General features: G+C 73.1%; 10 protein-coding genes. 3 read left to right on the forward strand and 7 right to left on the reverse strand.

Annotated features, from left to right (window positions below; translation table 11 throughout):
- Positions 1-6 precede the first annotated feature (6 nt).
- From AB8O64_RS28355 to AB8O64_RS28385, 7 genes are read right to left on the reverse strand one after another with little or no spacing between them, the layout of a single operon-like run.
- Entirely contained in the window at positions 7-918 is a 912-nt protein-coding gene (locus AB8O64_RS28355; protein WP_370422128.1) for a 3-hydroxyacyl-ACP dehydratase FabZ family protein, read from the reverse strand.
- On the reverse strand, positions 915-2018 hold the full coding sequence (locus tag AB8O64_RS28360; RefSeq protein ID WP_370422130.1) for a beta-ketoacyl synthase N-terminal-like domain-containing protein: 1104 nt from the start codon (positions 2016-2018) through the stop codon (positions 915-917). The genes AB8O64_RS28355 and AB8O64_RS28360 overlap by 4 nt, the downstream gene beginning before the upstream one ends.
- The gene (locus tag AB8O64_RS28365) at positions 2015-3049 is read right to left on the reverse strand and encodes a hypothetical protein (RefSeq protein WP_370422131.1); all 1035 of its coding nucleotides are present in this window, start codon (positions 3047-3049) and stop codon (positions 2015-2017) included. Before AB8O64_RS28365 ends, AB8O64_RS28360 begins: the two co-directional genes overlap by 4 nt.
- Positions 3050-3076: 27 nt before the next feature.
- Positions 3077-3826 carry an alpha/beta fold hydrolase gene (locus AB8O64_RS28370; protein ID WP_370422132.1) on the reverse strand — a complete coding sequence of 250 codons (750 nt, stop codon included), beginning with the start codon at positions 3824-3826 and terminating at the stop codon, positions 3077-3079.
- A complete protein-coding gene (locus AB8O64_RS28375; RefSeq protein WP_370422133.1) occupies positions 3823-4731 on the reverse strand; it encodes a beta-ketoacyl synthase N-terminal-like domain-containing protein in 909 nt (302 codons plus the stop codon). The genes AB8O64_RS28370 and AB8O64_RS28375 overlap by 4 nt, the downstream gene beginning before the upstream one ends.
- Positions 4728-5855, reverse strand: coding sequence for a beta-ketoacyl synthase (locus AB8O64_RS28380; RefSeq protein WP_370422134.1), 1128 nt, complete (start codon positions 5853-5855; stop codon positions 4728-4730). Before AB8O64_RS28380 ends, AB8O64_RS28375 begins: the two co-directional genes overlap by 4 nt.
- Complete coding sequence (locus tag AB8O64_RS28385; RefSeq protein WP_370422136.1) at positions 5852-7120, reverse strand: beta-ketoacyl synthase; 1269 nt, start codon at positions 7118-7120, stop codon at positions 5852-5854. The genes AB8O64_RS28380 and AB8O64_RS28385 overlap by 4 nt, the downstream gene beginning before the upstream one ends.
- Before the next feature lie 323 nt (positions 7121-7443).
- Here AB8O64_RS28385 and AB8O64_RS28390 point away from each other — a divergent pair, with 323 nt between their 5' ends.
- The 3 genes from AB8O64_RS28390 (at position 7444) to AB8O64_RS28400 (ending at position 11920) form a co-directional block, all read left to right on the forward strand.
- Entirely contained in the window at positions 7444-8199 is a 756-nt protein-coding gene (locus AB8O64_RS28390) for a thioesterase II family protein (RefSeq protein WP_370422138.1), read from the forward strand.
- Between the two features lie 13 nt (positions 8200-8212).
- Entirely contained in the window at positions 8213-9037 is an 825-nt protein-coding gene (locus tag AB8O64_RS28395) for an SDR family oxidoreductase (RefSeq protein ID WP_370422139.1), read from the forward strand.
- A gap of 69 nt (positions 9038-9106) precedes the next feature.
- Positions 9107-11920, forward strand: a complete 2814-nt coding sequence (locus tag AB8O64_RS28400; protein WP_370422141.1) for an amino acid adenylation domain-containing protein — start codon at positions 9107-9109, stop codon at positions 11918-11920.
- Positions 11921-11985: the final 65 nt, after the last annotated feature.

Genomic DNA, 11985 nt, shown 5'->3' on the forward strand with positions numbered 1-11985 from the left:
GCCGGGTCAGGCCGGCCGTAGGTGATCGCCGGGGCGGAAGGCCATCACCATCTGCCCGACGGACATCACCGGGCCCGCCTCGCTACGGCTCTCGCCCTCGAAGATCACCGAGTCGCCGAGCGACCGGGACAGTGTGATGCGGTGCTCCACCACGTCGCCGGGGAGTACAGGGCGGTGGAGGACCGCCTGCGACACGGAGCCGAACAGCATCACCTGGCTGCGGGCGTCCGGCGCCGCCGCCGAGGCGAGCAGCCCGGCGGCCTGGCCCCAGGACTCGACCAGCAGCGAGGCCGGGTAGGCGAGGTCATGGCCAGGGGCGAGCCCCGCGTACCAGGGCTCGTTGTGCGTGACGGTCTTGACCACGGTGATCCGCTCGCCCGGGACGAGTGCGGTGATCCGGTCGACCAGCAGCATCGGATACCGGTGCGGCAGCAGGTCCGCCACCTCGGGCAGTTCCGCCTCCCCGCCCGCCCGCGTGGCCACGGGCGGAGCATCAGCGCCGGCGTCCGGCGGCTGCGGGGCACTGCCCGCGGCGCGGTAGCGCAGCCGGACGGACGCGGCGGCGCCGCGCTCGGTGGTGGCGGTGGCCGACAGCCGCCAGTCGCCGTCCTTCCGGCGCCACTTCAGCGCGAAGTCCAGGACGTCGCCGGGGAACGCCGGCCCGGTGAACCGGGCCGACTCCACGGCCGCCAGCTCGACCGGCTCCGGGGCCGTGGCCAGCGCGCCGCGGTGCGCGCAGTCGACCACGCACACCCCGGGGAAGATCGGGAAGTCGGGGTAGTGGCCGGCGAACACCGGCTCGTCGGGGGAGACCGTGAACCGTGTCGCCGCGTTCCCGTCGTCCCCCCGGGGGGAGACGACGGACACCCGTCCGGCCACCGGGCTGATGCCGGAGTCCCGGGTCAGGGTGCCGGTCATGACGCCGTCAGCCGCAGCACCGCGCAGGACAGCGAGCCGTCCCGGTCGACCGAGGTCGCCACCGCGAGCCGGCCGGCCGCCTCGGCGTCACCGTCGGCGGTGGCCAGCAGCATCGCGATCTGGAACGCGCCGGAGGCGGCCGAGACATCGCCGAGCGTGCCCACGCCCGGCACCCGCTCCAGCGCCCGCTCGCCCACGACGGAGGCCAGCACCTCGCGCTCCACCACCCCGGCCGCGCCGGGGGCCTCGCTGTGACTGGCCGCCCACACCTCCTCGGCCGCGCCGCCGGACGCGGCGAGCGCGGACCGTACACAGGCCTCCAGCGTCGCCCGCAGATCGTCCCCGAACGCCACCCGCGACTCGACCGCCAGGATCTCGGCGAGCGCGGGACGCTCCGGGCTGCAGGCGTCGGCGGGCTGGATCAGCAGCATCGCGCAGCCCTCGCCGAGCGCCGGATCCGTCGCCCCGGACTCCCTGCTGTGCCGCTCCAGCCAGTAGCGGGCCGAGGAGAACTCCTCCGCCGCGCCGCACAGCACCGACTCGGCCCGCCCGGACGACAGCAGCCGCGTCGCGTAGTTCACCGCCGACAGGCTGGCCGTCCGGCCGCCCGCGAGGGTGGTGTTGGGCCCGCGCATGCCGTACCAGATCGCGCACTGGCCCGCCGCGCAGTTCATCACCGCGTTGGGCATCTGCGCCGGGTCGACGTCGAACGGCCGCGCCCCCACCAGGGAGCTGCGGGTGAAGTCCATCATGCTGGCTACGCTGCCCGTCGTGGTGCCCAGCACCAGCGCGGCCCGGTCCCCGGTCTCCCGGTCCCGGTCGGCCTGCGGCTGCTCCAGCAGGGCGCCCACGGTGGTCACCGCGAGCCCGGTCACCCGGTCCATGGACCGGGTGCCCTTCTTCCCCAGCACCTCGCGGACCTCGAAGCCCGGCACCAGATGGGCGTCGCCCGCCGGCACCCGCCAGCGCTCGGTGTCCACCGGCGCGGACGTCGCCCGCCCCTCCCGCAGCCCCTCGGTCAGGGCCTGCGCGCCGATGCCGTACGGGGACACGGCCGACCACGCCGAGATCACCGGCCGGGACGTGGTCACGGCACTCATGCGTCCACCCGCTTCGGGGTGCTCAGCGCCGAGACCGTCGCCTCGTCGAACGTCGCCATCGACCACTCGTTGGGGGCGTGCTCGGTCAGATAGCCGTGGGTGATGGTGCCCGTCACGGTCCGCACCAGCTCGCCGTCCCGGATGACGTAGCAGTCCATCCGCGCGGTGTACAGGAGGCTCTTGAAGACGTTCTCGATGGTGTAGACGGTGTAGAGCTCCTCCTCCATCAGCGTCTCGTCGAGCAGCCGCAGCTCCGACTGGGTGACGACCGGGATCCAGTTCCGGGTGTCCAGAACCTCCTTGATGGCGAGGCCCCGGGAGGCGAGGAAGAGGTCCTCGACCTCCTCCATCACCCGCAGGAAGCCCGACATCTGCACCCGGTCGTTGAAGTGGCAGTAGAAGTAGGGCATCCGCCAGCGCCAGCCGAACGCGTTGTCCTCACCGATCAGCTCGTCGAGCACCGGGTCCGAACCGACGGTCCCGCGGCCCTCGACCAGGCTCCCGTAGGGGCTCGGCGTCGCGGCCAGCTCCAGCCGGTCCCCGCTGCCCAGGGTGCGCACGGCGAACCGCTCCAGACCTGCCGGGTACGCCTCCGCAGCGGCGATGTGGTCGTCGATCCGCAGCGCCACCCGCACCGTGGACGTGGCGCACTTCAGACGCTCCCCGTCCCGCTCGACGAACTGCGCGACCTTGAAGGTGAACTCGGTGGCGCCGTCCTTCGTCGCCGGGGTGACCTCCGCCTCCACCTCGTCGTCGACGTCCAGCAGCGCACCGAGCCGGGAGCGCAGCTCCACGACCTCGAAGCCCAGGCCGAAGCGCTTGTACATCGAGCCGACGGACAGCCCCGCCGCGCGGAAGTGGCTCAGGACGGCCGCTTCCGCGACGTAGTTGATGTGCTTGAAGCCGATCGCGAAGCTGATGTTGTTGCCCTCGAAGACGGGGCGCAGCCGGGTCGTGGTCGGGTTGTCCAGCAGCGCCGCCACAGCGGGATCGAGCACCGGGCTCATCGCTGACTCCTTCAGTTCGGTCATGGTCGGTTCGTTTTCTTCTGTTCGTGTTCAGGCGGCCGGGCTGAGCCGGGCCGGTACGCGGTCGAGGAACGCGCGCACCGCCTCGACGAACGCGCGCGGTCGGTCGAGCATCGGGAAATGACCGCCCTCGGGCAGGATCAGCGCCTCGCCCGCGGGCAGGTCCGCGGCGAGCTGCCGGGCCTCGGCGACGGGCGCGGTGACGTCCTGCTCGGCGCCGATCACCAAGGTGGGCACGGTGATCAGATCCAGCCTCAGCCGCGGCGAGTTGAGGTAGGCGTCGAAGAACCGCAGCCACCCGTAGGGGCCGATCCACTCGCAGAGCCTGCGGGCCATGTCGGCCCGCAGGTCCGGCTGCACGGGCCGGTCCCCGGCCTGCAGCCGGATGGCCTCCGACATGGTCTCGGGGAAGCTGTCCAGCAGCGGCGCGATCATGTTCCAGTGGAAGTCGCCCGGGTCCCGCCGGTAGAACGGCGTCACCACCACCAGCCCCGCCGTCCCGGGCTGTTCACCGGCCAGCGCCCGGCGGGCGAGCAGCTCCAGCAGGGGCAGCGCGGTGAACGAGTGGGCGACCACCAGGTCCGGCCCGCCGGGCACGGCGGAGAGGATCTCCGCGAGCCGGCCCGCCGAATCGGTCTCGAAGCGCCAGGCGTCGATCCCGTCGCTGCGCCAGGGCAGATCGGGGGCGTGCACCCGCACATCGGCAGGGAAGTGCTCGTGGGTGCGCGACCAGATGGCGCCGTTGTTGCCGAGCCCGTGCAGCAGCACGACCTGTTTCATGAGGACGGCCCGCAGGGGGTGAGGACGAGCCCGGCGGAGGTCGTACCGGCACCGCCGAGCAGCGCGTACACCGGCTCGGTGCGGCCCGTGGCGGCCCAGCCGGCCGCCGCCGCGCACTGCAGGACGCCCAGCGCGCCGGAGCACTCGCCCCAGCCGTGCAGGCCGAAGTGCTCCGCGCCGACCGGTACGAGCGCCGGGTCGTCGGTGAGCCACCCGGCGGCGCCGGGAGCCGTGCGCGTGAGCTCGTCCGCGCAGGCGGCGAGCGAGGCGGCCCGGACCGACGGGCCGAGCGTGACCTTGGCCCGGGTGTTCCCGGCGGCCCGGCCGAGGACCACGGCCGCGCCGCCGTCCACGACGGGCCCGCCGACGAGCGCCCGCGTCACCTCGTTGTCGGGCTCCACGCCCAGGACGAGCATGTGGTCGGCGCGGCCGGCCCGGACGGTCAGGGCCGCCCAGCGCACCGCGTCCAGACCGGAGGTGACGCCGTTGCACACCGTCAGGTTCGGGCCGCGCAGATCGAAGCGGATCGCGGTCTCCGAGGCGGTGATGTTGCTGGAGGCGTTCGGGGTGTCCATCGGGCTGAGCCCGGTGGTGCCCTCCTTCGCGATGGTCGCGACCGCCCGGCAGACCGTGTCGGCGTTGCCGAGGTTGGTGCTGACGACAATGCCGACCCGCTCACCGGGCACGGTGAGCCCGCCGTCGGCCAGCAGCCCCGCGTCGGTCAGCGCCGCCGACGCCAGGCACAGCCCGATCTGCGTGGCCCGGTCCTTGTACCGCAGCCCCTTCTTGCCGATCAGGGCGGCGGGGTCGACGGGGTCGGCGCCGGACACGGCGGGCCCGAGCAGCCCCTGGGGGTCGGTGAGTCCGGGCAGCAGCAGCCCCACACCGGTGATCGCGACGCTCATGCCGCACCCGCCACGATCGCCACGGCGTTGACGCCGCCGAACCCGAAGGCGTTGACCTGGGCGACCCCCACCGGCTCGGCCAGCGGGGTGCCGGTGACCAGCCGCAGCCCCGCCGCCTCCGGCAGCGGGTCGACCAGCCCGCCGATCGGCGGTATCCGCCCGGACGCGATGGCGGACAGGGCCACCAGCAGGCTCATGAGCCCGGCCGAGCCGGACGTGTGGCCGGTCTGCGACTTGATGCCGGTCAGGGCGGGCCGCGCACCGGCGAAGACCTCGGCGGTCACCTTGGCCTCCATGAGGTCGTTGACGGGGGTCCCGGTGGCGTGCAACAGCACCAGATCGATGTCGCCCGGGGCGGCCTTCGCCGCCTCGTGGGCCTGCCGGATGGACGCCGTGATGCCCTCCCGGTCCGGCGCCGTGGGATGCACGGCGTCGCAGTTGACGGCCACCGACCGCAGCCAGCCGCGCACCGGACGGCCCGGGGCCGCCTCGCGGCGCAGCACGACCGCGACGGCCCCCTCGCCGAGGATGGTGCCCTGCCGCTCCCGGTCGAACGGGCGCACGGCGGGCGGCGGGTCGAACTGCACCCGGTCGGCCTGGCCGAACATCGACTCGGTCACCGCGTCGCAGCCGGCCACGATGACCGTCTCAGCCTCACCCTGCTCCAGCAGGTCCCAGCCCAGGGCCAGCGCGTACAGCGAGGCCGAGCAGGCGCCGGCGAAGGAATGGGTGTCCAGCGCCCCGAACCGCTCCCGCAGCGCGGGGCCGAAGTCCAGGTCCGCGGCGTCGAAGGGGATGCCGTCGCGCCACCACAGCTCCAGCGACCGCAGCTCCCGCAGACCCGTGCCGACCAGGACCGGCACGCCGCTGAGGTCCTCGCCCAGCCCGGCGTCCGCCGCGGCCTGCCGCACGGCCTCGATGAGGAAGCGGGTCGCCCGGCCGGGCTCGTCGCCCTCCCCGGACCGGTCGTCGATCTCGAAGAGCTGCTGTGCCTTGAACTTCTCCCGGTCGAAGCCGCGCAGCGGGGCGAGCCCGCTCACGCCCGCGCACAGTCCGGCGAAGATCTCATCGGGGGTGTTCCCGATGCTCGCGACCGCGCCGACCCCGGTGATCGGAAAACTCATGCCGCGCTCTCCCGGCTCTCCTGGCCCTCCTCGTACTTGCCGAGGATGACGATCGCGTTGTTGCCACCGAACGCCAGCCCGTTGTTCTGCACGATCCGCAGATCCGCCTCGACCGCGTGGTTCGGCACGCAGTCGATCTCGCACTCGGGGTCGGTCTCGGTGTGGTTGATGGTCGGCGGGATGAAGCCGTGGGCGATGGCGAGCCCGCTGGCGATCGCGCCGAGTGCGCTCGCGGCGCCCATCGTGTGGCCGAGCATCGACTTCAGCGAGATCGTGCGCGGCGGGGCGGTGCCGAAGACATCCCGGATGGCGTGCGCCTCGGTGATGTCGTTGGCCTTGGTTCCGGTGCCGTGCGCGGAGATCAGATCGACCTCCTCGGGCTTCACGCCGGCGTTCTTCAGCGCGATGTCCATGCAGCTCGCGACGCTGGCGCCGTTCGGGGCGACCTGGTGGTACGCGTCGCAGTTGAGCCCGTAACCGAGCACCTCGGCGTAGATCGTGGCACCGCGCGCCAGCGCCGAGTCCAGGCGCTCCAGGACCAGGACGCCCGCGCCCTCGCCGGTGAGGATGCCCTTGCGGTTGATGTCGAAGGGCTGGCAGCACTCCGGCGCGATGGTGCCCAGCCGGTAGAAGCCCGTGAAGGTCTTGCGGCACATCGCGTCGGCCCCGCCGCACAGCGCGAACTCCGCCTCGCCGGAGCTCACCGCGTCGAAGCCGTACCCGATCGCGTAGTTGCCCGCCGAGCAGGCCGTCGCGATGGTCTGCGCCTCCACGTTCGTCAGCCCGAGCTCCTGGGCGATGGCCGTCGACAGCCGCACCGGGGACACCCGGCGGACGACCTCGGGGTCCATCCGCTCGGGCCCGTCGGCGAGTTCGACGGCCACCAGCTGGTCGAGCTCGTAGGACTCGCCGTCGGTAGTGCCCAGCGAGATCAGCCCACGCCGGTCGGCGAGCTGCGCGGGCTCCAGCCCGGCGTCCTGGAGGGCCATCCGGGCCGCGCCGACCGCGAAGCGGCTGGCCCGGCCGAGGGAGGAGATGGGGGTGTTGTGCACCCACTGCTCGGGGTCGAACGAGGAGACCTCGCAGCCGTTGCTGTGCGCGAAGCCCTCGACGTCGAATATCGAGATGGGCTTCGCGCCGCTGCGGCCCGCCTTGAGGCTCTCGGTGAATTCGGTGGCACCGATGCCGATACTGGACACCACGCCGAATCCGGTGAGCACCACACGGTGCCTTTCCGGCGCACTGCCGGGAAGCGCTGGGGACATACCTATCCTTCGGTCTGATTGAAGCGCGCCCGCAGCAAGCTGCCATGTCGCGCGTTTATCCGGCAGGTATTCCTGCGGTCGGCCGAGGCCCCGCACCAAAGCCTGAGGGCATCGTCTGCCACACGGTGACCGGCACGTCGTGGTCGGCTCAAGTGCCGCTGCAGCAAGCTGCCATGACGCCCGTGACGAGGAGAAGTCGGCCATGGCAGCTTGTTGCAGGGCCGATTGCCGGGAATACCGGCCGACCGCAGGATGGCACGGGTCGGGCCCAGGTCTGCCCGCAGCCTCCTTCGTACTTTCGCCGGAAAAGGAAGACATTGACGATGGCGACCAATACCTTTGCCGGTCCCTTTGCCGACGCCGCCGGGGCCCCGGCGGATTGCGCATTGATCTGCCTGCCTTTCGCGGGCGGCGGTGCGGGCTTCTACCGGGCGTGGAAGGACCTGAAGGACCTGCCGGCCGGCGGCCCGGTCGTCGTCCCGCTCCAACTGCCCGGCCGTGAGGAACTCTTCATCGACGAGCCGTTCCGGGACGCCGTGGTGGCCGGCGAGCGGCTCGCCGAGCAGGTCGCCGACATCGGCGGACGCTACGGCCGTATCGCCCTGTTCGGGCACAGCCTCGGCGCCGTGCTCGCCTACGAGATCGCCCGCAACCTCGACCGGGCCGGCACCGGCCGCCCCTGCCATCTCTTCGTCAGCGGATCGCCCGGCCCCTGGAGCGGGCGCAGCGACCGGGCCACCGGCCTGGACGACGCCGGCTTCCTCGCCCAGGTCGAGTCCTTCGCGGGCTACAAGCACGAGGCGCTGGAGGACCCCGACATGCGGGAGCTGCTGCTGCCGCTGCTGCGCGCCGACGTCGAGATGCACGAGGACTACAAGCCCGTCTCCAAGGACCCGCTGCACATCCCCGTCACCTCGCTGCGCGGCACCGACGACGAGCTGGTCACCCGTGAGCAGGCCGACGAGTGGCGGGAGGCGACCGCCGCGGACTTCCAGCTGGTGGAGATCCCCGGCAGTCACATGTACCTGGCCGACGACCCGGCGCCGCTGCTGGCGGCCGTCACCCGGACCCTTGGCTGAGAGAGGCCGCACCATGCAGCTGCAAGGCAAGACCGCCGTCATCACGGGCGCGGCCCGCGGCCTCGGCCGGGCCTGCGCCACCCGGTTCGCCGAGGAGGGCGCCGACCTCGTCCTGCTGGACATCGGGCAGGACCTCGACGGGGTGCCCTACCCCCTGGGGTCCGGCGGCCAGCTGGAGCACACCGCGGACCTCTGCCGCGCCCACGGCGCCGCGGTGCTCGCGGTGACCGCCGACGTGCGCAGGTCCGCGGAGTGCGAGGCGGTGATCGGGCAGGCCCTCGACCGGTTCGGCTCGGTGCAGGTACTGGTCAACGGCGCCGGTATCGCGGCCCCTTCGGGCAAGGCGGTCCACGAGATCACCGACGACGAGTGGGACCTGATGATCGACACGGATCTGTCCGGCGCGTGGCGCATGACGAAGGCGGTCAGCGCCCACATGGTCGCCCGCAACGAAGGCAGCGTCATCAACGTCGCCTCCACCGCGGGCCTCGTCGGCTACCGCCACTTCGCGGGCTACGTGGCGGCCAAGCACGGTCTGATCGGCCTCACCAAGGCGGCGGCACTCGACTACGCGCCGCACCGGGTGCGCGTCAACGCCCTGTGCCCCGGCTCGGTCCGCGACGATCCGCTCGTCGAGGGCCGCATGCTCGCCGAGATCGCCCGCTCCCTCGACGTCGCCGTCGAGGAGCACGAGCAGATCTTCGTCCAGGCCCAGCCGATGAACAGGCTCATCGAGCCCGAAGACATCGCGGGCGCCGCCCTCTGGCTGGCCGGCGACGACTCGCGCCAGGTGACCGGCAGCACGATCACGGTCGACGGCGGCTTCACCGCACGTTGAGCCGGGCCTGCCCGCCCCGCACCACCCGATCCACGCCCTCGATCACCTCGTTCCGCAGGAGTTGCGCACATGGCGACAGCCGTCCGTTACCGTGTGGCCGTCCCCGTCGGCCCGGGCCGACTGCCGGCCGCCCAGGCAAGGTCCTGCCACAGCCTGACCGTCCGGGCCCGCGGCCCGGTCGCACCGGCGACCGTGGCAGGCGTCCACCTCTGGCACGAGCCCGTGCCCGCCGCCTCCGACACCCCGCTCGCCCGGGCCCGCCGGGAAGCCGAGGCCGGCCGCCCGCTGTCCCCCTCCGGCCCCCCGGTCCGTGCCGTGCTGCTGCGCTACACCGACGGGCCCGCCGACCTCGTGCTCGTCGCCCGGCGGGCGGCCCTGGGTGAGGAGGGACTGCGGCAACTCGCCGCGTACCTGCTGGAGGGCACCGGCCCCGAGCCGCGCGTCACGGCCTTCGGCGACCAGCCGGCGTACCCCACCGGTACGCGCCCGGAGGCGGAGTGGGGCCTCGGTGACCCGTCCCGCGCGGGCCTGGCCGGCACGGTGGCGGTGGAGCTCAAGGAGCCGGAGCCGTCCGACGCGACCCTGCTCGCGGCCGTGGGCCTGGTCCTCGCGCGCTATTCCGCGGGGGAGAGCACCGCGGTCGCCGTCTTCGACGCGGCGAGCGCCGACACCGGCCCCCTCGTCCGCTCCGTCGCCCCCGACGAGACGCTGACGGCCGAGGCGTACGTGACCGAGTGGGCCGCCACCGACGGCGCCGAATCCACCGCAACCGGCCCCGTACCGGCCGTGGGCGTGGTCTTCGGCGAGCTGCGCCCGGGATCCGACCACCGGCCGTTCCTCGCCCCCGCGCTGCCCCTCGTCCTGCACTGGCGTCGTGCCGCCGACGGCACGACGGACGGCGTCCTCGCCTACGACGAGGGCGACGTCGCCCCGGAGATCGCCCGCGGCTTCGCGGCCCACGTCGCCCACGTCGCCGATCAGCTGACCGCCGACCAGGACCGCACCCTCGCCGACATCGACCTCATGAGCCGGGCCGACGCCCTGGAGATCGTCGCATCGGGGGCGACGCCCGCCGTCGGCCCGGACACCTCGCACCGGACCATCCACGGCCTCTTCGAGGACACCGCCCGCCGGCAGCCGGACGCCGTCGCCGTCGTCGACGGCGACACCACACTCAGCTACGCCCAGCTGGACGAGCGCGCCGACCGTCTCGCCCGGGGCCTGCGGGTGCTCGGCGCCACCCCCGGCGACCTCGTCGGCGTGGCCCTGGACCGCACCGCCGAACTCATCGTGACGCTGCTCGGCGTGCTCAAGGCCGGCTGCGTGTACGTGCCCATGGACATCCGCTACCCGGAGGAGCGGCTGCGCTACACCGTCGGCAACGCGGGCACCCGGATCGTCATCGGCTCCGCCGACGCCTTCCCCGCGATCGACGACGTCCGCGTGGCCGCCCCCGCCGACCTGATCGCGCTGGCGGCGCGCACCTTTGACGAGCTGCCCCCGCTCACCGAGAACGGCGCGGCCGCCGCGTACGTCATCTACACCTCGGGATCCACCGGCCGCCCCAAGGGCGTCGCCGTCCCGCACCGCAACGTCGCCGCACTGATCGCCGCCACCCGCGAGGACTTCGCCCTGGGCGGCACCGACGTGTGGACGTTCTTCCACTCCAGTGCCTTCGACTTTTCCGTCTGGGAGATCTGGGGCTGCCTGCTGACCGGCGGCCGGCTCGTCGTGGTGCCCTACTGGGTGACCCGCGACACCGAACTCTTCTACGAGCTGCTCGTCGACCGCGGCGTCACCGTCCTCAACCAGACCCCGTCCGCCTTCGCGCAGCTCATCGAGGCCGACGGCCGGCTGCGCTCCCCCCTCGCCCTGCGCCTGGTCGTCTTCGGCGGCGAACCGCTGGACGTCGGCATGCTGACCCCGTGGTTCGCCCGGCACTCCCACACGCGCGTCCGCCTGTCCAACATGTTCGGCATCACCGAGACCACCGTGCACGTCACCGAGCAGACCGTGACCCCCGCCGACGTCGCCGTCAAGGGCCGGTCCGTGGGCCGTGCCATGCCCGGCTGGTCCGTGTCGGTCCGCGACCCCCGGGGTCGGATACTGCCGCCCGGAGCCCCGGGTGAGATCTACGTCGGCGGCGCGGGAGTGGCCCAGGGCTACCTGCACCAGCCGGAGTTGACGTCCGAGCGGTTCATCGAGGACCCGTACGGCGGCGGGCGTGTCTACCGCAGCGGCGACCGCGGCCGGCTGCGCCCCGACGGCCGGCTCGACCACCTCGGCCGCCTGGACAACCAGGTCAAGGTCCGCGGACACCGCATCGAACTCGACGAGATCCGCAACGTCCTGCTCAGCCACCCGGACGTCACCGGCGCGGCGGTCGTGCTCCGCCAGGAGACACCGGGCGACACCGCCACGGCCCGCATCGACGCGTACGTCGCGCTGAGCGGGGCGGGGACCGGGACGGCCGACCTGCTCGGCCACGCCAGCGGTGTGCTGCCCGACTACATGATGCCGGCGACCCTCACCCCGGTCGCGGCCATCCCGCTGACCATCAACGGCAAGGTCGACACCGCCGCGCTCCCCGAACCCACCACCACCCGGGAGACCCCCGCTCCCGCCACCCGGCCCGCCGACGCCGCACAGCCTCCCGCCCCCGAGGACCCGCTCGCCGCCGACATCCTCGCCCTGTGGAGCCAGGTGCTGGGCACCGACGTCGGGCCCGGCGACAACTTCTTCGAACTGGGCGGGAACTCCCTGCTGGTCATCCGGCTCCTGCGGGAAATGCGCGACCGCGGTCTGCCCCGCGTCGCCACCCAGGACTTCTACCGCAACTCCGTGGCGGCGCAGTTCATTTCGTTCGTCGGCAGCCAAGGCTGAGCCCGTCCACCGACGACGAGGCAGCAGGTATTCACGAGCGCCCTCGGACACCCCGGGGCGGCATC

The organism is Streptomyces sp. QH1-20 (assembly GCF_041283565.1).
GTDB classification, from domain to species: Bacteria; Actinomycetota; Actinomycetes; order Streptomycetales; family Streptomycetaceae; genus Streptomyces; species Streptomyces syringius.

Bases quoted from the DNA above. Each gene is read 5' to 3' on its own strand.
- AB8O64_RS28355 (WP_370422128.1), bottom strand. From the start codon at position 918: ATGACCGGCACCCTGACCCGGGACTCCGGCATCAGCCCGGTGGCCGGA.
- AB8O64_RS28360 (WP_370422130.1), bottom strand. From the start codon at position 2,018: ATGAGTGCCGTGACCACGTCCCGGCCGGTGATCTCGGCGTGGTCGGCC.
- AB8O64_RS28365 (WP_370422131.1), bottom strand. From the start codon at position 3,049: ATGACCGAACTGAAGGAGTCAGCGATGAGCCCGGTGCTCGATCCCGCT.
- AB8O64_RS28370 (WP_370422132.1), bottom strand. From the start codon at position 3,826: ATGAAACAGGTCGTGCTGCTGCACGGGCTCGGCAACAACGGCGCCATC.
- AB8O64_RS28375 (WP_370422133.1), bottom strand. From the start codon at position 4,731: ATGAGCGTCGCGATCACCGGTGTGGGGCTGCTGCTGCCCGGACTCACC.
- AB8O64_RS28380 (WP_370422134.1), bottom strand. From the start codon at position 5,855: ATGAGTTTTCCGATCACCGGGGTCGGCGCGGTCGCGAGCATCGGGAAC.
- AB8O64_RS28385 (WP_370422136.1), bottom strand. From the start codon at position 7,120: ATGTCCCCAGCGCTTCCCGGCAGTGCGCCGGAAAGGCACCGTGTGGTG.
- AB8O64_RS28390 (WP_370422138.1), top strand. From the start codon at position 7,444: ATGGCGACCAATACCTTTGCCGGTCCCTTTGCCGACGCCGCCGGGGCC.
- AB8O64_RS28395 (WP_370422139.1), top strand. From the start codon at position 8,213: ATGCAGCTGCAAGGCAAGACCGCCGTCATCACGGGCGCGGCCCGCGGC.
- AB8O64_RS28400 (WP_370422141.1), top strand. From the start codon at position 9,107: ATGGCGACAGCCGTCCGTTACCGTGTGGCCGTCCCCGTCGGCCCGGGC.